The sequence below is a fragment of the Streptomyces sp. NPDC001604 genome (assembly GCF_042893475.1).
Lineage (GTDB): Bacteria > Actinomycetota > Actinomycetes > Streptomycetales > Streptomycetaceae > Streptomyces.
Genome location: NZ_JBIAUY010000003.1, coordinates 334182 through 355697, shown reverse-complemented (window position 1 = coordinate 355697; position 21516 = coordinate 334182). Strand labels below are relative to the sequence as shown.

General features: G+C 71.5%; 21 protein-coding genes. 11 read left to right on the top strand and 10 right to left on the bottom strand.

Features of this window, described 5'->3' with window-relative positions; genetic code table 11:
* The first annotated feature begins 122 nt into the window (after positions 1-122).
* Positions 123-1166, top strand: a complete 1044-nt coding sequence (locus ACFY1E_RS11100) for an NUDIX domain-containing protein (RefSeq protein ID WP_389074007.1) — start codon at positions 123-125, stop codon at positions 1164-1166.
* Between the two features lie 149 nt (positions 1167-1315).
* Here ACFY1E_RS11100 and ACFY1E_RS11095 read toward each other — a convergent pair whose 3' ends face one another.
* Positions 1316-2371, bottom strand: a complete 1056-nt coding sequence (locus tag ACFY1E_RS11095) for a protein kinase family protein (protein ID WP_389074004.1) — start codon at positions 2369-2371, stop codon at positions 1316-1318.
* A 331-nt stretch (positions 2372-2702) separates the two neighbouring features.
* Between ACFY1E_RS11095 and ACFY1E_RS11090 the strand changes: the two genes are divergently transcribed.
* Complete coding sequence (locus ACFY1E_RS11090; protein ID WP_389074002.1) at positions 2703-3029, top strand: hypothetical protein; 327 nt, start codon at positions 2703-2705, stop codon at positions 3027-3029.
* A gap of 145 nt (positions 3030-3174) precedes the next feature.
* On the top strand, positions 3175-3750 hold the full coding sequence (locus ACFY1E_RS11085) for a HutD family protein (protein WP_389073999.1): 576 nt from the start codon (positions 3175-3177) through the stop codon (positions 3748-3750).
* Positions 3751-3842: 92 nt separating this feature from the next.
* Here the strand turns inward: ACFY1E_RS11085 and ACFY1E_RS11080 are convergent, their stop codons facing one another.
* Entirely contained in the window at positions 3843-5198 is a 1356-nt protein-coding gene (locus ACFY1E_RS11080) for a dipeptidase (protein ID WP_389073997.1), read from the bottom strand.
* Positions 5199-5330: 132 nt separating this feature from the next.
* Here ACFY1E_RS11080 and ACFY1E_RS11075 point away from each other — a divergent pair, with 132 nt between their 5' ends.
* On the top strand, positions 5331-6566 hold the full coding sequence (locus ACFY1E_RS11075) for a geranylgeranyl reductase family protein (RefSeq protein WP_389073994.1): 1236 nt from the start codon (positions 5331-5333) through the stop codon (positions 6564-6566).
* On the opposite strand, the gene ACFY1E_RS11070 is transcribed toward ACFY1E_RS11075, so the two are convergent.
* Positions 6556-7005, bottom strand: coding sequence for a nitroreductase family deazaflavin-dependent oxidoreductase (locus tag ACFY1E_RS11070; RefSeq protein WP_389073992.1), 450 nt, complete (start codon positions 7003-7005; stop codon positions 6556-6558). The genes ACFY1E_RS11075 and ACFY1E_RS11070 overlap by 11 nt on opposite strands.
* Positions 7006-7175: 170 nt before the next feature.
* Here ACFY1E_RS11070 and ACFY1E_RS11065 point away from each other — a divergent pair, with 170 nt between their 5' ends.
* From ACFY1E_RS11065 to ACFY1E_RS11055, 3 genes are all read left to right on the top strand, one after another.
* Positions 7176-7862, top strand: coding sequence for a TetR/AcrR family transcriptional regulator (locus ACFY1E_RS11065; protein ID WP_389073990.1), 687 nt, complete (start codon positions 7176-7178; stop codon positions 7860-7862).
* A 93-nt stretch (positions 7863-7955) separates the two neighbouring features.
* The gene (locus ACFY1E_RS11060) at positions 7956-9206 is read left to right on the top strand and encodes a sensor histidine kinase (protein WP_389073988.1); all 1251 of its coding nucleotides are present in this window, start codon (positions 7956-7958) and stop codon (positions 9204-9206) included.
* Positions 9203-9868, top strand: a complete 666-nt coding sequence (locus ACFY1E_RS11055; RefSeq protein ID WP_389073986.1) for a response regulator — start codon at positions 9203-9205, stop codon at positions 9866-9868. The genes ACFY1E_RS11060 and ACFY1E_RS11055 overlap by 4 nt, the downstream gene beginning before the upstream one ends.
* On the opposite strand, the gene ACFY1E_RS11050 is transcribed toward ACFY1E_RS11055, so the two are convergent.
* Positions 9829-10113 carry a DUF6332 family protein gene (locus ACFY1E_RS11050; protein WP_389073983.1) on the bottom strand — a complete coding sequence of 95 codons (285 nt, stop codon included), beginning with the start codon at positions 10111-10113 and terminating at the stop codon, positions 9829-9831. The genes ACFY1E_RS11055 and ACFY1E_RS11050 overlap by 40 nt on opposite strands.
* Before the next feature lie 72 nt (positions 10114-10185).
* On the bottom strand, positions 10186-11670 hold the full coding sequence (locus tag ACFY1E_RS11045; protein ID WP_389073981.1) for an MFS transporter: 1485 nt from the start codon (positions 11668-11670) through the stop codon (positions 10186-10188).
* 86 nt (positions 11671-11756) lie between these two features.
* On the opposite strand from ACFY1E_RS11045, the gene ACFY1E_RS11040 reads away from it, so the two are divergent.
* A complete protein-coding gene (locus tag ACFY1E_RS11040; RefSeq protein WP_389073979.1) occupies positions 11757-12149 on the top strand; it encodes a MarR family winged helix-turn-helix transcriptional regulator in 393 nt (130 codons plus the stop codon).
* Here the strand turns inward: ACFY1E_RS11040 and ACFY1E_RS11035 are convergent.
* The 4 genes from ACFY1E_RS11035 to ACFY1E_RS11020 form a co-directional block, all read right to left on the bottom strand.
* Positions 12136-12876 (bottom strand): maleylpyruvate isomerase family mycothiol-dependent enzyme, encoded by a 741-nt coding sequence (locus ACFY1E_RS11035; protein ID WP_389073977.1) that lies wholly within the window; start codon positions 12874-12876, stop codon positions 12136-12138. The two genes, ACFY1E_RS11040 and ACFY1E_RS11035, sit on opposite strands and share 14 nt — an antisense overlap.
* Positions 12877-13057: 181 nt before the next feature.
* Positions 13058-14398, bottom strand: coding sequence for a jacalin-like lectin (locus ACFY1E_RS11030; RefSeq protein WP_389073974.1), 1341 nt, complete (start codon positions 14396-14398; stop codon positions 13058-13060).
* 119 nt (positions 14399-14517) lie between these two features.
* Positions 14518-15075: a hypothetical protein gene (locus tag ACFY1E_RS11025; RefSeq protein WP_389073972.1), complete on the bottom strand. Its 558-nt coding sequence runs from the start codon at positions 15073-15075 to the stop codon at positions 14518-14520.
* A gap of 92 nt (positions 15076-15167) precedes the next feature.
* Complete coding sequence (locus tag ACFY1E_RS11020; protein WP_389073969.1) at positions 15168-16358, bottom strand: Ig-like domain-containing protein; 1191 nt, start codon at positions 16356-16358, stop codon at positions 15168-15170.
* A gap of 165 nt (positions 16359-16523) precedes the next feature.
* Between ACFY1E_RS11020 and ACFY1E_RS11015 the strand changes: the two genes are divergently transcribed.
* Entirely contained in the window at positions 16524-17576 is a 1053-nt protein-coding gene (locus ACFY1E_RS11015) for an alpha-hydroxy acid oxidase (protein WP_389073966.1), read from the top strand.
* A gap of 54 nt (positions 17577-17630) precedes the next feature.
* On the opposite strand, the gene ACFY1E_RS11010 is transcribed toward ACFY1E_RS11015, so the two are convergent.
* The gene (locus tag ACFY1E_RS11010) at positions 17631-18875 is read right to left on the bottom strand and encodes an MFS transporter (protein ID WP_389074896.1); all 1245 of its coding nucleotides are present in this window, start codon (positions 18873-18875) and stop codon (positions 17631-17633) included.
* A gap of 165 nt (positions 18876-19040) precedes the next feature.
* Between ACFY1E_RS11010 and ACFY1E_RS11005 the strand changes: the two genes are divergently transcribed.
* A complete protein-coding gene (locus ACFY1E_RS11005) occupies positions 19041-20579 on the top strand; it encodes a CHAD domain-containing protein (protein WP_389073964.1) in 1539 nt (512 codons plus the stop codon).
* A gap of 146 nt (positions 20580-20725) precedes the next feature.
* Positions 20726-21508 (top strand): VOC family protein, encoded by a 783-nt coding sequence (locus ACFY1E_RS11000; RefSeq protein WP_389073961.1) that lies wholly within the window; start codon positions 20726-20728, stop codon positions 21506-21508.
* Positions 21509-21516: the final 8 nt, after the last annotated feature.

Sequence of the window (21516 nt, the reverse complement as noted above, 5' to 3'; positions counted from 1 at the left end):
GGCGCCGGTGCCCCTGCAGCAGGGGCACCGGCGCCCTCCTTTTGCGCCCCCTCAACTGGGGCTGGTTTCCGTGGCAGGGTGGAGCGGGCAAGCCTCAGGGGGCCAATGGAAGAGGGGGACCTGTGACCGTCGTCTGGATCAACGGCGCGTTCGGTGCGGGGAAGACCACCACCGCACGGGAACTGATCGAGCTGATCCCGAACAGCACGCTCTTCGACCCCGAGGTGATCGGCGCAGCGCTCACGCACCTGCTGCCGCCCAAACACCTCGCCGAGGTCGGCGACTACCAGGACCTGCCGATCTGGCGACGTCTCGTGATCGACACGGCGGCCGCAATGCTCGCCGAACTCGGCGGAACCCTGGTCGTTCCGATGACCCTGCTGCGCCAGGAGTACCGCGACGAGATCTTCGGCGGCCTCGCAGCACGCCGTATCTCCGTCCGGCATGTCCTCCTCGCCCCGGCGGAAACGATCCTGCGGGAGCGAATAGCCGGCCGGGAGGTGCCGCCCGACCTGCCGGACGGCGAGATGCGGGTACGGCAGTGGTCGTACGACCACATCGAGCCGTACCGGACCGCCCTCGCCTCCTGGCTCACCGCCGATGCCTATCCCGTCGACACCGGGGCCCTCACTCCGTATGAGAGTGCGCTCCGTATCGCCGAGGCGGTCACCACGGGGGAGGTGGTGGCATGTGACATAGTGCAAACGCCCGAGCCCACCGCCGAGACGCTCGCCGCCGGCGTCCTCCTCTTCGACGAGCAGGACCGCGTCCTTCTCGTCGACCCCACCTACAAGGCCGGCTGGGAGTTCCCCGGCGGTGTCGTCGAACCCGGCGAGGCGCCTGCCCGGGCCGGCATGCGCGAGGTCGTCGAGGAGACCGGCATCCACCTCGACGAGGTCCCCCGCCTTCTGGTCGTCGACTGGGAGGCCCCCGCACCGCCCGGCTACGGCGGACTGCGCCTCCTCTTCGACGGCGGCCGCCTCGACTCCACCGAGGCCGCACGGCTCCTGCTGCCCGGCCCCGAGCTGCGCGACTGGCGGTTCGCCACCGAGGAGGAGGCCGCGGACCTGCTGCCGCCGGTGCGCTACGAGCGGTTGCGCTGGGCCTTGCGGGCACGCGAGCGCGGGGCGGCGCTGTATCTGGAAGCGGGCGTCCCGGTCGGCTGACCTGCACGAGTTCCACCGCCAGTGCGCAGCTCAGCTCTCTCGCGGCCGCTCGGCCGCTTCGACAAGGCGCGGAGCCTCCGTCGGCCGGAGGAGGGGCGGGCGCGCGCAACGCCGAGCACCTCGAGGTCGTACTGCCCGGTCGCCTGCCGCTACGCGGAGAGCGTGGAGCTGTTGTGGGCGAGCCGCAGTTCCTCGTACGGGTAGGGGGTCTGCCTGCTCTCGGTGCGCAGGCGGCCGAGGAAGCCGTTGAGGACGGCGGTCAGTGTCGCGTCGCGCTTGATGATCGCGGCGGCGGCCTCGGGGATGCCGTCGGGGTGCGCCCCGACGGCGCAGGCGCGCACGAAGGCCTCCCGCTCCTGCCTGTCGTACCCGTACAGGGCGGTGACGAGCCAGTTCACCAGGTGGGCGCGGCTGTAGACGAGGTCGTAGTCGCGATGCCGCTCGAAGAAGACGCGCTCCGGCCGGGAGAGCCGGAACCGCGAACTGAACGCGAGCCCGTAGTCCGCCAGGAAGAACTCCTCGCCATCGGTGAGGACATTCTGGAAGTGGGCGTCGCAGTGCAGTAGTTGGCCTTCGCGCAGGAAGCCGGTGAGTGCGCCCAGCCACTCGTCCACCTGGGTGCAGATCCGGTCCGAGTCGGCGGTGCGCACCTGTGTGTCGAGCCAGTCGTGGAGGGTGTGGGGGAAGTACTCCAGGAACAGGGTCAGGCTCGCGGACGAAGCGCGCAGGGCTTCCAGGCGCTCACGGACCTGTGGGGAGCCGCCGCAGTAGGCCACCGTCCCTTCCACATCGGCCAGTTCATCAGGGAGCGGCTGGACGGCATCCGGCAGCACCCGCCAGTGGTGCATCAGAGGGAAGCCGGTGAAGCGGTCGGAGAGCACCCAGTTCGTCGTCATCGTGTGCACGGCCAGCTCGCGCCAGGCGCCGAAGCCGGGGCTGTGGCCGGTGCCGTAATGGCAGAAGGCCGGCAGCTCGAACAGGTTCGCCGTGGACCGAGCGTTCTCGGGCAGCAACTCGACGTCCGTGAGTGGCATCCGCTTCACGAAGACCCGCCTCCCGTCCACCTCGACCAGCAGATAACGCCCGCCGATGCCGACGCCCGCTGGGGTTCCCGAGGCCAGGAGGCCCGCCAGCTCGTGGTCGCTGAGAAGGGAGAGGGTGGTGGCGAGGTCGGCGTGGACGGCGCGGCGCGCGGCGGAGGACATGAACTCCATGGTCAGGGTGACGGCGGCTGCGTGTCTGCCGATCGGTGAAGCGCCGTCCTCGCGTGTCCGGTCGTGACGGCCTGCCCGGGCACGGGGCTTGAGCGAGTGTCAGGTCCATCATGCCTGGTCGAAGACGCTTTCGGTAGGACGTAGCGCACGCCCGTTCGACCTTGTGCCGGATGGTGCCGCACCCGCAGACTCGTCGTCATCCACTCTCCGGCCCACGTGCCGGCAGCCGTCATCGGCTGCCGGCGCGTTCGCCGTGCTGTCTCGCCGTGTGACACGCACCGGTCGGGGAGGGGCGGGACGAAGGGGATCGATGGACCGGGACATGGTTGTGCTGGCAAAAGTCCGGCTGCTCAGTGCGAACCGGTGCGTGGTGCGGGGCGCCGAGGGACTGTGGATCTACCGACTGCTGACGCAGGTCGAGCCCGAGGTGTACGGATCGAAGCTGGTGTACGTCCTGGTGGAGGAGAGCGGCTCACCCCTGGTGCGGGAGTTGCCCGAGCGACGGCTGGCCCTGCTGGACGAGGCCGTGGACGTGGCGAAGGCCCTCAGCACGGCGAACCCCTACCGGGCGAAGATGCTGGCGAGGGCACTGGCCGCCAGGCAGCGCGAACTCGAGGCCGGCGCGGCAAAGCCGCGAGACCTCGAATGACCCGGTAGGCGACTGGCGCCGCCCGGAACATGGGGCCCCGACCGGGGTCGGGGCCCCTCCCAGGGCTTGCCTATCCTGGTGCCGGGCCAGGTGATCGGTGCAGACGCGGCCGCCCACGCGGCTCCTGGACGAGGAGGAGTGCGAGATGACGGTGCGCGTTCTCAGAGCGGACGAGCGCCCGGCCGTGCCGTGGAAGAACGGGGGCGGACTGACCCGCGAGATCGCCTCTTCTCCCAGCAGGGCAGGGATGTCGGACTTCGTGTGGCGGGTGAGTCTCGCCGACGTGGCCGAACCGGGGCCGTTCTCCCGCTTCGAAGGTGTCGACCGGATCATCACTCTGGTCGACGGCCCCGGCATGGTGCTGACCTTCGACGGCACCTCGCACACCGTGGCCGAGCGGTACGTCCCCTTCCCCTTCCCGGGGGAGGCCGCCACCGACTGCCGGCTGCTCGGCGGTCCGCTCGTCGACTTCAACGTGATGGTCCGGCGCGGACGGGCCACCGCGCAGGTCGAGATCGTACGGGACCGGGTGGCGCTCCCCGCTCTCGCCGGGACGACGCTGCTCGCGGTCGTACTGGACGGCTCCGCGGTTCTCGAGGCGTCCGGCCCGGTTCTCCACCGCTTCGACGCGGCCCTGATCACCGACGCTCCCGACGAAACCCTCAAGGTGAGCGGCACCGCAGCACTCGTCACCCTCACCGGCACAGCCGCGGAGGGGTAGTTCGGGGGTGCGACCGGGCGGCCAGGGCGAGGACACGCACAGGGGAAGGGCCCCCGCCCGTGGGCGAGGGCCCTTCCCGCGTTGCGGAGCCGTCAGTTCGCGGCGTAGTTCTGCAGGAACAGGGCCTCCGCCACCGACAGCCGTTCCAGTTCCTCGGGCGAGACGCTCTCGTTCACCGCGTGGATCTGGGCCTCCGGCTCGCTCAGGCCGATCAGGAGGATCTCCGCCTGCGGGTAGAGGGCGGCGAGGGTGTTGCACAGCGGGATCGAGCCGCCCTGGCCGGCGTACTGCATCTCCTGGCCGGGGTAGGCGACCGCCATCGCCTCGGCCATCGCCGTGTACGCCGGGCTGGTGGTGTCGGCGCTGAACGGCTGGCCCTGGCCGACCTGTTCGGTGCGCACCCGGGCGCCCCACGGGGTGTGCGCCTCCAGGTGGGCCTGCAGCAGCTTGGTGGCCTCGGCCGCGTCGACGCCCGGCGGCACCCGCAGGCTGACCAGGGCCCGGGCGCCCGCCTGCACCGACGGGGTGGCGCCGACGACGGGCGGGCAGTCGATGCCGAGGACCGTGACCGCCGGGCGCGCCCAGATGCGGTCGGCGACCGAGCCGGAGCCGATCAGCTGCACGCCGTCCAGCACCTTGGCGTCCTGGCGGAACTGCTCCTCGTCGTACTGCAGGCCCTCCCAGCGGGTTTCGGGGGTGAGCCCGTCGATGGTGGTCGAACCGTCCTCCGCGCGCAGCGAGTCCAGTACGCGGATCAGCGCGGCCAGGGCGTCGGGGGCGGCGCCGCCGAACTGGCCGGAGTGGAGGTTGCCGCGGAGGGTGTCGATCTGGATGCGGACCAGGGTCATGCCGCGCAGCGTGGAGGTGACCGTCGGCAGGCCCACCCGGAAGTTGCCCGCGTCGCCGATGACGATGGTGTCGGCGGCCAGCAGGTCGGGGTGGGCCTCGGCGTACCGCTCCAGACCGCCCGTGCCCATCTCCTCCGAGCCCTCGGCGATGACCTTGATGTGCACGGGCACGCCGCCGTTGGCCTTCAGGGCGCGCAGCGCGAGCAGGTGCATGATCACGCCGCCCTTGCAGTCGGCGGCGCCGCGCCCGTACCAGCGGCCGTCGCGCTCGGTCAGCTCGAAGGGCGGGGTGGTCCAGGCGGCCTCGTCCAGCGGCGGCTGGACGTCGTAGTGGGCGTAGAGCAGGACGGTCCTGGCGCCCTCGGGGCCGGGCAGGTAGCCGTACACGGACTGTGTGCCGTCGGGGGTGTCGAGGAGGGCGACGTCCTGGAACCCCTCGGCGGTCAGCGCGTCGGCGATCCAGTTCGCGGCGCCCTCGCTCTCGCTCCTGGGGAACTGGTCGAAGTCCGCCACCGACTTGAACGCCACCAGTTCGGCGAGCTCCGCCTGCGCCCTCGGTATCAGCGAGGCGACGGTCTCGGCGACCGGATTCGACGACATGGGCACGCTCCTTGTGGGTGCGACGTTGTACGTGTGGATATCGGGATCCTCCCACAGCGGCCTGCGGTGATGTCCGCCGTAGGATGCGGGGGACAGGTGCGGCAGCGGCTTGATCGGGAGCAGTAGACCATCGTGAGCAGCGAGAACTCTTCGGCGGACGACGTGCGGCGGGTGTGGGACGTCGTCGTGGTGGGCGCGGGACCCGCGGGGGCCTCGGCCGCCTATGCGGCGGCGGTCGCGGGGCGCAGCGTCCTGCTGCTGGAGAAGGCGGAGCTGCCCCGCTACAAGACGTGCGGCGGCGGGATCATCGGCCCCTCGCGCGACGCTCTGCCGCCCGGCTTCGAGCTGCCCTTCCGGGACCGGGTGCACGCGGTGACGTTCTCGAGCAACGGGCGCTTCAGCCGCACCCGGCGCTCCAAGCAGATGCTGTTCGGGCTGATCAACCGGCCCGAGTTCGACCAGCAGCTCGTCGAGCACGCGCAGAAGGCGGGCGCCGAGCTGCGCACCGGCGCCACCGTGCAGCGTGTGGAGCAGCACGGCTCCGCGGTGCCGGACCGGCGTACGGTCGCGGTGTTCCTGCAGGGCGGCGAGACGCTGTTCGCGCGGGCCGTGGTGGGTGCGGACGGCAGCGCCAGCCGCATAGGGGCGCACGTCGGGGTGAAGCTGGACCAGGTGGATCTCGGTCTGGAGGCGGAGATCCCGGTGCCTGAGACCGTCGCGGAGGACTGGAAGGGGCGGGTGCTCATCGACTGGGGCCCGATGCCCGGCAGTTACGGATGGGTGTTCCCCAAGGGAGACACGCTGACCGTCGGGGTGATCTCGGCGCGCGGTGAAGGAGCGGCCACCAAGCGGTACTTGGAGGAGTTCGTCGGACGGCTCGGTCTCGCCGGGTTCGAGCCGAGCATCTCCTCGGGCCACCTGACCCGGTGCCGGGCCGACGACTCGCCGCTGTCCCGCGGGAGGGTGCTGGTGTGCGGGGACGCGGCGGGGCTGCTGGAGCCGTGGACCCGCGAGGGCATCTCGTTCGCGCTGCGCTCGGGGCGGCTGGCGGGGGAGTGGGCGGTGCGGATCGCCGAGGCGCACGACGCGGTGGACACCCGGCGCCAGGCCCTGAACTACGCGTTCGCGATCAAGGCGGGACTCGGCGTCGAGATGAGTGTCGGCAAGCGTCTGATGACGGCGTTCGAGCGCAGGCCGGGCCTGTTCCACGCGGCGCTGACCGGGTTCAGGCCAGCGTGGAACGCGTTCCGGGACATCACGCGCGGCTCGACGTCCCTCGCCGAGATCGTGCGCACCCACCCGATGGCCCAGCGCGCGCTGACCGCGCTCGACCGTCGCCCGGTGGCCGGCGGCGAGGTCAGCTCCTGACCGTGATCAGGAAGACCGGGTGGTCCGGGGCGATACGGCGCAGCTCGGCGTCGGGGGAGTCGGGTCCGACCCCGTTGAAGAAGACCCCGACCTCGGCCTTCCATCGCTTGAGGTAGGCGCGCAGCAGCGGGACCTTGTCGTCGTCGGCGACCTCGGTCGCGGTGAACACGTCCACGTTCTTGCCGAGACGCAGCTCGCCACCGCCGGCCGCCCGCATGTTGTGCGTCCACTGGACGTGGCCGCGGGGGGCGAGCAGATACTGCTGCCCGTCCACCGTCAGCAGGTTCACGGGGGTGGTGCGCCACTCGCCGCTCTTGCGCCCGCGGACCGCCAGTACTCGTGAGCCCCAGACGCTGATGCCGCGGCGGGTCATCCACGCCACGGCGCGGTTGAAGACGTTGACGGTGAACCAGCCGGGCTTCTTGACGTGCGTGGACATGTGGACCCCCATCGGTGCCTGAGAGATCGCCGCTCACTTTTGTGAGCGCTGCTCTCGCTTGATGAACAGTCTGCACCGGATCGGCGATCAAAAGCAAGAGCGGTGCTCTCTTTTTTGTTCACCGCTCTCGATTGTGTGCACTGCTCTCGTTTCATGGGAGACTGCTCCCCATGAGCACCACACACGGCGCCCGCGCCCGGGCCAGGATCGAGGTCACCGCAGCCATCAAGGAGGAGGCGCGCAGACAGCTCGCGGCCGAGGGTGCCGCCAGGCTCTCGCTGCGCGCGGTGGCACGCGAGCTCGGCATGGCGTCCTCCGCGCTCTACCGCTACTTCCCGAGCCGCGACGACCTGCTGACCGCCCTCATCATCGACGCGTACGACTCCGTGGGCGAGGCGGCGGAGGCGGCGGACACCGCCGCGGCCGACGCCGGACCCGTGCAGCGCTGGACCACCGTGTGCGAGGCGGTGCGCGAGTGGGCCCTCGCGCACCCGCACGAGTACGCGCTGGTCTACGGTTCGCCGGTCCCCGGCTACACGGCCCCCGAGACCACCGTCCCACCCGCCGCCCGCGTCGGTCTCGTCCTGATCGGCATCGTCCGCGACGCCCGGCTGGGCCCCGGCCTGGACCTGCCCGCCCTCCCCGCCGAACTGCTGCCCGAGGCCGAACGCATGGCAGCCGACTTCGCCTCCGACCTGCCGCCCGCCGTCGCCCCGGCCCTCGTAGCTGCCTGGGCCCAGCTCTTCGGGCTGATCGGGTTCGAGCTGTTCGGTCAGTTCCACCGGGTCGTGGAGGAACGGGCGGCGTTCTTCCGGCATGCCGCGGGGCAGCTCGCCCTCGGTGTCGGGCTGAGGTGAGCGCAGGCGGGGGGTCGTACTTCCCGGGGAGTACCGCTGATCACCACGCCCGGCGGACGCCCCGCGCACCCGGTCACGTCTAGCGTGGCCGTCATGGACGAGCAGCGTGGGCACGGCGGCGGGCCGCCCCAGTGGTGGCGGCACGGGCCGCCGTGGCTGAACCGCTGGGGCGAGGAGCACCACCAGGCCCGCTGGCCGTGGCTGTCCACCGTGCTCCTCACCGCCTTCGTGCTCGTCGGCTCCCACTACGCGGCGCATCAGCAGGAGGGCAAGCGGGCCGCCCTCGACGTCTTCGCGAGCGTGCTGCTGCTGGTGGGCTCGGGACTGCTGCTGTGGCGTCGGCGCCATCCGGTGCTCGTGGTGTACGGCACGGCGGCCGCCGCGATGGTTTACCTCGGGGCCGGGTACGCGTACGGGCCGGTCTTCTTCACCGTGGTGGTGGCCTGCTTCAGCGCGATCGTCTCGGGGCATCGACGGGCCGCCTGGGGTGCGGTGGCGATGCTGTGGGGCGGGCACATGCTGGTGGCCCACTGGCTCTACCGCTGGCTGCCGCCGTCGCACGACTCGGCGGCCCCCTGGGCGCAGGAGGGCGTGATCGCCGCGTGGGTGGCGGCGATCGTGGCGGTGGCGGAACTGGCCCGGATCCGGCGCGAGCAGTGGGCCAGAGAGCGGGCCGAGCGGGCGCAGGCGGCGCGTCGGCGGGCGGACGAGGAGCGGCTGCGGATCGCCCGGGAGCTGCACGACGTCCTCGCCCACAGCATCTCGGTGATCAACGTCCAGGCGGGCGTCGGGCTCGCCCTCCTCGACACCGATCCCGAACAGGCGCGCAGCGCGCTCACCACCATCAAGGCCGCCAGCAAGGAGGCGCTGGGCGAGGTCCGCCAGGTCCTCGACACGCTCCGCACACCGGGAGACGCCCCGCGCGCTCCGGCACCCGGCCTCGACCGGCTGCCCGAGCTGGTGGAACAGGCGGCGAGCGCAGGCCTCACGGTCGACGTCGAAGGCGAGCCTCCCCTCCTCCCGCCCGGCGCCGACCTCGCCGCCTTCCGCATCGTCCAGGAGGCCCTCACCAACGTCGTACGGCACTCGGGTTCACGCCATGCGCGCGTGCACGTCGACCACGACGAGCGGACGCTACGGCTGCGCATCGACGACGACGGGCCCGCGACCGGCGCCGACGCGGGCGGCAGCGGCAACGGTCTGGCCGGAATGCGGGAGCGTGCCGCGGCGCTGGGTGGCACGATCGAGGCGGGCCCGCGCCCGGACGGCGGCTTCCGGGTGCTCGCCGTACTGCCGCTCAAGGTCAAGGCCAAGGCGAAGTCGAAGGAGGAGGACGACCGGTGATCCGCGTACTGCTCGCCGACGACCAGGCGCTGGTGCGGGCCGGCTTCAAGGCGCTGCTCGACGCGCAGCCGGACATCGAGGTGGCCGGGGAGGCCGCCGACGGCGAGGAGGCGCTGCGCAAGGTGCGCGAACTGCGCCCGGACGTCGTCCTGATGGACATCCGCATGCCGCTGCTGGACGGTCTGGCGGCGACCCGCCGGATCACCGACGAGGAGGCCCTGCAGGGCGTCAAGGTGGTCATGCTGACCACCTTCGAGCTCGACGAGTACGTCTTCGAGGCGATCCGCTCCGGCGCCTCCGGCTTCCTGGTCAAGGACACCGAACCGGAGGAACTCCTGCGTGCCGTAAGGGCGGTGGTCGAGGGCGACGCACTGCTCTCGCCCGGTGTGACCCGCCGGCTGATCGCCGAGTTCGCGGCCCGCTCCAAGGAACCCGCGGCGGCCGGCACCCTCGCCGAACTCACCGAGCGGGAACGGGAGGTGATGGCCCTGGTCGGCATCGGCCTGTCCAACGAGGAGATCGCCCGCCGTCTGGTCGTCAGCCCCCTCACCGCGAAGACCCACGTCAGCCGCACCATGGTCAAGCTGGGCGCCCGGGACCGGGCCCAACTGGTCGTCCTGGCCTACGAGTCGGGGCTGGTGCGGCCGGGCTGGCTGGGCTGAGCGCCCCGCCGGAAGCGCACCATCACGCTCACGACCCGGACCACGAACACGATGGGTGCGAGCGTCACCCCGACCAGCAGTAGCAGCCTGGACAGCAGGTCCGGCAGGTCGAAGAGCAACGCCGGTCCGGCGACGGCCCCGAAGACCACTCCTGCCACGAACACCGCACTGACCAGCGCGTAGCCGATCTCGACGATCATCGCGTCCTGCTCGGCCTTGTGGCGCCGTCCCCCGTATCCGTCCATGCACCCAGTCTCACAGCGGTGCGCCCGGCGGGACAAGCGGGCCCCGCCGGGCGCACATGGGGAGGCGTCCCCCTAGTCGCGTACGGGTACGCGCTCCGCCTCCAGGGATGTGGACTTGGCGACCACGACGGACTGCTGGGTACGGCGCGTCCGCAGGCCCGTGAGGGTGATCAGCAGGCCGGCGACGGCGATGCCCGTCACCACCACCAGCCCGGGCCGGTAGCTGTCCAGCACGGCCTGCGGGGTGGCGTGTTCGGGGGCCCCCGCGGTCACCACCGCGGTCACGACGGCCAGGAAGATCGCACCGCCCACCTGCACCGAGGTGTTCAGCAGCCCGGAGACCATGCCCTGCTCGTGGTCCTCGACGCCGTTGGTGGCCTGGATGTTGAGCGAGGGGAACACCAGCGCGCAGGCCGCGCCGATCAGCAGCATCGACGGCAGGATGACGGCGGCGTACACCGGGTCGAGGTTCACGCGCAGGAACAGCGCGTACCCGACGACCATCAGTGCGAAGCCCGCCGCGATCAGCCGCTGGGTGCCGAACCGGTCGACGATCGAGCCGACCTTCGTCGAGGACACCGCCACCAGCGCGCCGGCCGGCAGGAAGGCGAGCGCCGTGTGCAGCGCCGACCAGCCGAGCAGCGACTGCATGTACAGCGTGACCAGGAACTGGAAGCCGACGTAGGACCCGAAGAAGGCCATCGCGCCGAGCTGGGCGCGGATCTGGCTGCCGGAGCGCAGCACGCCGAGCCGGATCAGCGGACCGGCCGAGCGCCGCTCGACGAGCACGAACACGGTCAGCAGTGCGGCGACCGCCAGGAATGACAGCAGCGTGCGCGCCGAGGCCCAGCCGGCCTGCGGTGCCTGTACGACGGTGAAGACGAGCAGCAGCATCGACGCGGTGCCGATGACGGCGCCGGGGATGTCGTAGCCGTTGTGGTCCTTCTCGCGTTCGCTGCGCGGCAGCAGCTTCAGGCCCGCCACCAGGGCGATCAGGGCGATGGGCGCGGGCAGCAGCATGGTCAGGCGCCAGCTGGCCTCGGTGAGCAGACCGGAGAGCACCAGACCCATCGAGAACCCGGTGGCCGCGCAGGTGGTGTAGATGGACAGGGCCCGGTTGCGCAGCGGGCCCTCGGCGAAGGTCGTGGTGATGATGGACAGGCCGGCAGGCGCGGTGAAGGCCGCGCTCAGGCCCTTGACGAAGCGGCTGGCGATCAGCAGTGGACCCGAGTCGACGAGCCCGCCGAGCAGGGAGGCGAGCGCGAACACGCCCAGGGCGATCAGGAAGACCTGGCGCCTGCCCAGCAGGTCGGCGGTGCGTCCGCCGAGCAGCAGCAGACCGCCGTAGCCCAGGATGTAGCCGCTGACGATCCATTGCAGCGCCGAGGTGGACAGATCGAGGTCGGAGCCGATGGACGGCAGCGCGACACCGACCATCGACACGTCGAGCGCGTCCAGGAACATCGCGGCGCAGAGCACCAGCAGGGTGCCCCACAGCCGGGGAGTCCAGCGAGCCGCCGAGGACGGGGCCGCAGGGGTGGAGAGCGGAGAGGTCATGAACACAGACACTACATGCGCATGCATCGAATGCAAATGCATTTAATTCTGATGCAACAAATTCGTTTCTCTGCTACGGTGCGCCCATGGCGGCGAAGAAGGCCGAGCAGGCGCTCGTGGACCAGTGGCGGGACATCCTGGCGCTGCATGCGCGCACCCAGTGCGAACTGGACCGCGCACTGCATCAACACGGTCTGTGCGCCAGCGACTTCGAGGTGCTGGACGTACTGTCCGGCGACTCGTGCAACTACCGTGTGCAGGAGATCTCCGAGCGGGTCCATCTCAGTCAGAGCGCGCTGTCACGGCTGATCGCCCGGCTGGAGAAGGACGGCCTCGTCGAGCGCGCCATGTGCCCGGAGGACAGGCGGGGTGTCCGCGTCGCCCTCACCGCGAAGGGGCGCACGCTGCACGGCGAGGTGCTGCCGGTGCAGCGTGCGGTGCTGACGCGGATGCTGGCGGGCGACGTCAGCTCCAGGTGACGGCCGACCTCTCGCTCCACAGTGCGGCGACCGCGGTGTCCCCGGTCACGGCCGGGAACGGCAGCCGGTTCCACAGCGCCAGGTACAACTGTGCGGCAGGCCCGGCCACTTCGCAGTCCGCATCTCCTGCCGACTCCCGCACGGCCACCGGCGGCTCCTGAGACAGCCGTACGGTCCACACCGCGTCGCCCGTGTCCGTCGCCCGTACCCGCAGCACCCGGGGCTCCTCGCTGCGGACCTTGCTCTTGGGACGCGCGTGGAATCCGCGCAACAGCTCGTCGATGCCGTCCACCGCGAAGCCGGGGTCGATCGTGCTCGGTCCTCCGCCCCTCGCCGACTCCGCGTCGACCCGGTGCACCGTGGTCTCGTGCGCCTGCCGGCGCGCCCAGAACGCGAGCGGTGACGGCGCGGGCAGGAAGTGCCAGCACTGCACGTCGGGCGCGGCCGAGGCGAGGGTGTCGACGAGATACCGGTGTCCCTCGCGGAACCAGGCCAGAAGCTCGTCGCCGTCGAGGTCGGGCAGCCCGCCGTCGGGGTGGTAGGAGGAGTGCCCCTCGGCGACGAAGGCGGCCGCCCACCGGTGCACCATCCCCGTGTGCCGCAGCAGGTCCCTCACCTGCCAGTCCGGGCAGGTCGGCACCTTGGCGTCGGTCCCGGCCTCCTCGGCGGCCGCGGCCAGCAACCGGCCCTCCCGGTCCAGGATCTCCACGAACTCGGCTGTCTCCATGGGGCGAGTGTGCCAGGACATCGCCGACACCGTCGGCTGCATCGTCACCCCCCGCCACGTCGCCGTAGCCGGGCTCCGCGTACGCCCCACCGAGCAGGCATGAACCGGAGTCGAGGCCGACCCGACGCCCCCGCTCAGGGGCGGCCGGCGCGCAGCCGCCCCTGAGTGGCCGTCAACTGCCTTACCGCTGGGTGTAGATGAAGCCGACCTTGTCGACCTCGTCGCCCGTGCGTCCGTGGAAGCCCGCGATCTGCCAGCCCGAGGGGGCGGTGCGGGTCACGCAGTCGGAGGTCGTGGTGCCGCCGGCGAGGGTTCGGCCCAGGTTGGTCGTGAACTTGGCGTAGAAGATCCGCGTGTGGTCGTCCTTGGCGCCCTGGCAGAGGTAGGCGGTGGTGACGTACTCGCCGCTGCCGAGGGTGAGGGAGGACGCGGTGCCGCCCGTCCCGCCGTGGGTGAGCGTGGTGCCGTTCGTGAGGGTGAGGCTCAGCTGGTCGACACGGGAGCCGGAGCGCAGCGCGATGGTGGTGGCACGGGCGCCGGCGGGCACGCTGTCGATGTCGTTGTAGTAGTCGCCGTGCGGGCCGCCGAACTGCTCGCTGAACTGGTAGGACGAGGTGCGCGACCAGTTGAAGCCGACGGTGACCGGGTCGTGGTCGGAGAGCATCAGCCCGGCGTCCGTGAGGAACTTGGCGTGCTCGTTGTTGTACGACGTCGCGTTGAGCGAGACCAGCCTGCTGCTGCGGTAGAGGACCTTGTCGACGACCTCGCAGGTGTTGGGCACGGTCGCCCCGGACTGGTCGCAGACCAGGGCGTCGCTGCCCTTGGCGGGCGGGGTGCCGCCCCGTATCAGCTGCACCCAGGCGTCGGTGAGGCCGTTGGCCGCCGCGAACTCGGCGATGGTGTCGGCCGAGCGGGTGTAGCGGGTGTTCGTGTCACCCATGACGACGACGGCGTTGCCCGCGGAGTGCGTGTTGATGAAGGCGGTGAGCTGGTTGAGGTTGTCGGCGCGGGAGGCCTCGTCGCCGTCGTTGGTGCCGGCGTTGGTGTGCAGGTTGTAGAAGTCGACGTAGACGCCCTCGGCGAGGCGCTCGCGCATGAAGGTGAAGCCCTTGGGGGTCAGGCAGTCACCGGAGTCGACCTGGCAGGAGTTCCAGTGGACGCGCTCGAAGTCGTCCGTGTCGTAGGGGATTTTCGACAGGGTGTTGAGCCCGCTGCCGATGCCCGCGCCGCCGCTGGTGGGGGTGCGGTAGGCGTGCGCGGTGTCGGCGGCGTAGAGGTAGGAGTGGTAGTTGAAGTCCTCCTCGACGTGGACGATGTCGTACGGCGCGATCCGCTGGCCGATCGCGGTGGTGCTGGACTCGCGGGGCGTCGGCGCGCTGTTGACGGCCGCGGGCAGGCCGGCCACGTTGTAGCTGAGGACGCTGAAGCTGCCCGAGTCGGCCGCCGCCGCGGAGGGCGCGGCGGCGGTGAGCCCACCGAGGACGGCGGTGGCCGCCGCCAGGCAGGCGAGGAGTCTGCGCATGGGGTGTGTCTCCTGTGGAGGGAAAGCGGTTTCGGCGTGAGCCTGACAGAAGTTACCGCCGGTTACCCCGGGCCTGTCGAGTGTTTGGACGCTCTTCCGCAGGAGTTGTCGCTGAGGACTCATCCCTGCGTCGTATACGGCACCACGCTGATGCGCAGGGTGAAGGCGGCGCGTGCGGCGCCCGCCACGTCCGGCGCCTTCGCCAGCGCGGTGACCACGGCCGCGCCGCCGCGGGTGCCGGCGCACCGCAGTACGGCGTGGGCCGTTCCGTCCGCGTCGAGCCGCCATCCGGAAGCCGGCACGAGGGCCGGTGCGGAGGTGTTCACGGCGCTCCACCGCTTGTCGTCCGTCCGGGGCCGCAGCACAAGGGACACCACGGTCCCCGGCCGCACGCACAGCCGCTGCTCGACCGCGTCACCGGGGGAGACGCTGATCTCCGTGTGCCCGGCGGCGCAGTGGCCCGCCGGAGTCGAGGGCGGCGTCGCCGACTTGCTCGGACCCGGCCCGGAAGGGGACGCGGGGGCGGCTGTGGGTGCCGTGGAGGACGGCCGTGCCGAGCTGCTGCGGGAGGCCGACGCCGGTCCCGTGGATCCGCCGCCCGCCGACGTGCCGCACGCCGCCAGTACGACGATCCCGGCGATCCCGGCGATCATCCATGCCCCGGACCACCACCGCATCCCAGTACCTCCCGACCCCTACGTACCGAAGACAGCATCCCGCGGAATCCGGCCGGCAGCAGCAGGCCGCCGCCGATTTTCACGGCAGGGCGCTAGTTGAGGGCGCTGCCCTTCTTCCAGGTGGCCCAGGGGACGTTCCAGTCGCCGTAGCCGTTGTTGGCCGCGACGGTTTCGACGGAGTGGACGACCGTGACCGGGTCGCCGAGGTGGACCCGGGCGTAGAACCACTGTGCGTCGCCGGTGCTCATGCCGATGCAGCCGTGGCTGCCGTTGACCACGCCGAACTTGCCCTCGTTCCAGGGCGCCGCGTGCACATAGGTGCCGGACGGGGTGAGCTGGACGTCCCACTTGACCGCGCCCAGGTCGTACGCCTCGGGGCCGAAGATCCGCACCGTCGAGGAGTCCATGCGGATGGTCGGCACCTTGCCCAGGACGACCATGGTGCCGTTCCAGGTCTCGTAGCCCTTCTTGCCGCTGGAGACCTTCAGGGTGCGCAGCATCCTCCCGTTCTTGCGCACCGTCATCGTTTTCGTCATGACGTTCACCGTGCTCGTCACCGCGTCCCCGATGCGGAAGTCCACGACGCGTTGCTGGGTGCCGTAGAGCCCGTTGCCCGCGTTCACGCCTGCCAGGTCCATGCGCAGGGTGACACGGGTGCCCGGCTGCCAGTAGTTCACCGGGCGGTAGTCGACACGGTCCTTGCCGTCGCGGTCCTTCATCCAGCTCCAGGCGCCCTGGACCGCGGGGGAGGCGGTGACATGGAGCTTCCGCTCGACCGCCGCCTTGTCGCGGATCGGCTTGTTGAAGGTGATCGAGACCGGCATGGCGATACCGACCGTCATACCTCCGTCGGGGTGGTACTCGCCGACGAAGGCGTTCTTCGGCGTCTCGGTGGTGAAGGAGGCGGTCTTGTCGAGAGCCGACCCGCCGTCCGTCCTGCCGTGCGCCGTCACCGTGTAGGTGGCGCCCGGGGCGAGCGGCGTGGTCGAGGTCCACACGGTCCTGTCCTCGGACCAGGTGCCGGAGATCCGGCCCGGGCCCGGGGAGCCCACCTGGACGGAGATCAGGGATCCGCCCCGTGCGTGCACCGTCACCTTCCGCCCGACCGGCACCTTCGCACTGCCGGCGTCGGGCTGCACGACTATCGCGGGCGGTCCCCCCTTGTCCCCGCCGTCCGCATCGCCGCCCGAGCTGCATGCGGCGAGAAGGACGGCGGCGGCCGACGCGAACGCGACCGGAGGTGCGGTCCGGCGGCCCCACGATGCCGGCAGGCGCTGTCGCATGGGACTCTCCCCTTCCCCAAGGGCTTGCTTGCGTTTCCTGGTGCGTTGCTTTGTCGCTTTCCTGGTACCCCGGGAAGGCACCCGGCCGACCGGCCCATCGGGTGACTGCTTAAGGTGGGCGCCAACTGCGCCCTCCTTGGGCCACGATTCGACCGGGGGTCGGCGGTGACGGAGATCGGTCGTTGGACGGACGGCCTGGAGGAACAGGCCGCCCGCGCTCTGCCGCCCGAGATCTACGGCTATTTCCGCCGAGGTGCCGGCCAGGGCATCAGCGCCGCCGAGGCGGCCACCAGCTGGGACCGGCTGCGACTGCGGCCCCATGTGCTGCGCGACGTCTCCGTCTGCGACACCTCGACGACCGTGCTGGGCACACCGGTCGGCACCCCTGTCCTCGTCGCGCCGAGCACCTTGCAGCGCCGCGCCCACCCGGAGGGGGAGGCGGCCACCGCGCGCGGTGTCGCCCGTGCAGGATCGCTGCTGGCGGTCACCTCCAACACGGCGATCCCCTTCTCCGCGCTGCCGGCGAGCGAGGCGCCGTGGTGGGTGCAGGTCTACGTGGCGCGGGACCGGTCGTTGACCGTGGAGGTGCTGGAACGGGCGAAGGCCGCCGGCGCCCGGGCGGTCGTGCTCACGGCCGACACCCCGGTCATCGGCTCGCACGACAGGCCCGGAGCCCATGTGGCGGACTTCGTCGGACCGGAGGACCTGTACGGCAACATCACCGGCATCCCCACCCGGGAGGCTGCCGAGCACGCGCCCGACCTCACTCCGGACGTGATCGGCCGGCTGCGCCAGCAGACGGGACTCCCGGTCGTGGTCAAAGGCGTGCTACGTGGCGACGACGCGCGAGAGTTCGTGGCAGCCGGCGCCTCCGGGCTGCTGGTCTCCAACCATGGCGGACGGCAGTTGGACGGGCTGGTGCCCACCGCCTGGGCACTCCCCGAAGTCGCCGATGCGGTGGCCGGCACCGGTACGGAGGTCTACGTCGACGGCGGGCTGCGCCGGGGCACGCACATCCTGGCCGCGCTCGCGCTCGGCGCCCGTGCGGTGTTCGTCGGACGGCCGGTGCTGTGGGCGCTGACGGTCGGTGGGGACGCCGGAGTCGCCCGGTTGCTCGGCGAGCTCACCGGCGAACTGGCCGAGGCGATGCGCCTGACCGGCATGTCGTCCCTGGACCGTGTGACCCGCGATCTGCTCTGGAGCGGGCCTCCACCGTGAGCTGAGGGGTGCGGCGAGTACCGGAGGCCGAGACCTTCGGTGCGGCACGACGTGTTACTCAGGTTTGCCGCGCGATGTCCGCGCCGGTGACGCCGGCCGGCTTGCTTTTCTGCCGGGGTCCGGGGGCCGTCCCCCGGGAGAACGCAGTACCAGCCCGATGAGCGCGGCGACCGCTGCCAGCAGCGCGACGCTGGTGAGGGCGGTGGGCAGGGAGAACCAGTCGGCCATGAAACCGATCGCGGGCGGGCCGAGGAGCATGCCGCCGTAGCCGAGGGTGGAGGCGGTCGCGACGCCGCTCGGGCCGGCGAGCATCCCGGCACGTTCGACGGCGACCGGGAAGAGGTTCGCCAGACCGAGTCCCGTGACGGCGAAGCCGATCAGCGCGGCCCACAGGGAGGGTGCCAGGGAGCCGGCCACCATGCCGAGCGCGGCGGTGGTGCCGCCCGCGATGACGGTGCGGGTGCGGCCGAGACGTTCGAGCAGGGCCGTCCCCGTCAGCCGGCCGACGGTCATGGCGAGCGCGAAACAGGAGTATCCCAGCGCCGCGGCTCCCGCGGAGGCGCCCAGGTCCTGTTCGAGGTGCAGTGCGCCCCAGTCGGCCATGGCCCCCTCGCCGTATGCGGTGCACAGGGCGATGAGCCCGAAGACGGCGACGAGCCCGCGGCGTCGGCCGTCGAGGCGGCGCGGACCATGCTGTTCAGGGTCGCCTGCGGGCTCGGGCGGCTTCGGTGGCCGCCGGCGCAGCAGAAGGCGTCCCGTCACGGCTGTCACGACAAGCCCGATGAAGGCCAGGCCGAGGAGATGCCGGGTGGGGGAGAGGTGCCCGGCGACCAGCCCGCCGAGCCCGGCGCCGAGCATGCCGCCCAGGCTGAAAGCGGCGTGGAAGCTCGGCATGACCGGTCGGCGCAGGGCGGCGACGAGGTCGACGGCCGCGCTGTTGAAGGCGACGTTGATCCCGCCGTAGGCGGCGCCGAAGACGAGGAGCACGGCGCCGAGCGCGAGGGCCGAATGGGTCAGCGGCGGCAGGGCGACGCTCAGGGACAGCAGGATGCCGCAGACCACGGTGACGGCGTGGCTTCCGTAGCGGCGGCACAGGCGTCCGGTGAGCATCATCGTGATCACGGCGCCTGCGGACACACCGAGCAGGGCGAGTCCGAGGGCGCTGGCGGAGGCGCCGGTCTGCTCCTTGATCGCGGGGATGCGCACGACCCAGCCGGCGAAGACGAAGCCGTCGAGGGCGAAGAAGACGGTGAGGGCGAAGCGGAGCCGGGTGAGGTCGGTGTTGTCGCTGCCCGGCACGACCTTGCGCGTTCGGGATTTGTTTATTTGCGGCACAAAACCACGCTAGGGGGGCGCGGGGAGCAGGGCAAGGGGGCTGCTCGACCCGGACGGGCGACCCCTGTTCAGGGCGTTTTCGGTGCCTCGCCCGGGTTTGAGTCGTGCTGAGGTGTGTACGCGATCGGTATGACCAAGTCGAAGCGTGAGACAGAGCGAAAGTACGATGCTCCGTCGGCCGAGGACGCCTCGTGGCTTCCGGAGCTCACCGGCGTGGGCGGCATCGCGGCGGTCGTGGAAGGGGGCACCGACGACCTGGACGCCGTGTACCACGACACCGAGGACCTGCGGCTGGCCCGCGCGTCGGCCACGCTACGGCGCAGGACGGGCGGGCCCGACGCCGGCTGGCACCTGAAACTGCCGCTGTCGCAGGACAGCCGGGAGGAGGTGCAGGCCCCGCTGTCCGAGACGGTTCCGGACACCCTGCGTGAGCTGACGCTTTCCCGTACCCGCGGGGCAGAACTGAGGCCGGTCGTCCGCATCCGGTCCACCCGCCGCACACGGCACCTCGTCGACTCCGAGGGCGCGACCCTCGCCGAACTGACCGTCGACGAGGTCCGCGCCGAATCCCTGGGCGGCATGACCACCCTGGCCGCCTGGACCGAGATGGAGGTCGAGCTCGCCGAGGACACCGAAGTCTCGCTGCTGGAGGCCGTGGACAAGGCGCTGCACAAGAACGGCATCGACCGTGCGGCCAGTCCCTCCAAGCTGGCCCGGGCCCTGGAGGAGACAGGAGTGGGCGGGGTGCGGCTGCCGGACCTCCGTGCCGAGACGGTCGAACCCGGCTCGGCCGGGGACGACGTCCTCAGGTACGTGAGCGACCAGGTGGACACCCTGGTGCGCCTCGATCCCGCGGTACGCCGTGACGTACCCGACTCGGTGCACCAGATGCGCGTCGCCTGCCGCCGGCTGCGCAGCATCCTGCGCTCCTACCGCCCGGTGCTGGACCGTGAGGTCACGGATCCGATCCGCGACGACCTCAAGTGGCTGGGCGGCGAACTGGGCGCGGAGCGCGACCAGGAGGTCCTCTTCGAACGGCTCGGTTCGCACATCGAGGCCCTGCCCGCGGAGCTGGTCCTCGGACCTGTCGCGGCCCGGCTGAAGGCATGGAACGTCGCCGCCGCCGACGAGGCCCACCGGCGCTCCCTCGCCGCCCTGCGCACGCCCCGCTACCTGGGCCTGCTGAACTCCCTGGCTGCGCTCACCGAGCAGCCGCCGCTGCGCCGCAAGGCCGCTCGCACACCGGAGAAGGTCACCGCCAAGGCGATCTTCAAGGAGTACGACCGGCTGGCCCGCCGGGTGGCACACGCGCTGGAGCTCTCCCCCGGGGCGGAACGCGACGTGGCCCTCCACGAGGCCCGCAAGTCGGCCAAGAAGACGCGCTATGCCACCGAACCGGCGCGCGCCTCGCTGGGTAAGCCCGCGAAGCGGCTCGGCAAGCGGGTGAAGGCCGTGCAGAAGGTGCTCGGTGACCATCAGGACAGCGTCGTGGCGCGGGACGCCCTGCGGAACCTGGCTGTCGCTGCGCACGCCGCGGGCGAACCCGGTTTCACCTGGGGTGTGCTGTACGGCGAGGAGCAGTGCGTGGCCGCAGACCGCGAACGCGAACTGCCGGACGCATGGGCCGAAGCGTCGAAGCCCGGTCTGCGCAAGAAGCTCGCCCCCTGACGGGTGCGCTGCGCAGGGGGCGGGTCGGATGCGGGGCGCCCGCCCGGGTGAAACCCCCTGGACCTCCGGAGCTGTGCACCGAGTCCGGCCCGGACGGGGCGGCATCGTTGCGGAGTCCCGACACCGGACTTCGCAGGAGGAAAAGCATGCTCGGCACCGACTTCCGCACCGGATCACCCAACTGGATCGACCTCGGCAGCCCCGACACGGACGCGGCCGCCGCCTTCTACGGCGCCGTCTTCGGGTGGCAGTTCGCGTCCGCAGGGCCCGAGGCCGGCGGATACGGGTTCTTCCAGAAGGACGGGAAGACGGTCGGCGCCCTCGGGCCGCTGAGCGAGGAGGGTGCCGGTTCGGCCTGGACGACGTACTTCCGGAGCGACGACATCCAGGCCACCGCCCGCGACGTGGTGGCCGGCGGAGGCACCGTGCGCACCGAACCCATGGACGTCATGGGTGAGGGCTGGATGGGCCAGTTCACCGACCCCTACGGCGCGCAGTTCGCCGTCTGGCAGCCGGGCAGGACGAAGGGCCTGGAGAAGGCCTCGGAGGACAACACGCTGGTGTGGGTGGAACTGCACGTCGCTGACCCGGAGGCGGCGATCCGCTTCTACGCCGGTCTGTTCGGCTGGCGTTCCCAGGAGATGCAGGCACCCGGGATGACGTACCGGGTGCTCAGCATCAAGGACGGCGACCAGCAGGAGGGCTCCTTCGGCGGTGTCGCCCCGCTCCAGGGCGAAGGGGAGGAGACGCGCTGGGTGCCGTACTTCGCCGTGGCCGACGCCGATGCCGTCGTGACGAAGGTGCAGGAGAACGGCGGATCGGTGCTCATGCCTGCCTCGGATGTGCCGGACGTCGGCCGGATCGCCTGGCTCGCCGACCCGGCCCAGGCGGTGTTCGCCGTACTGAAGCCGAACCCGCGGCAGGGGTGACGGCTCCT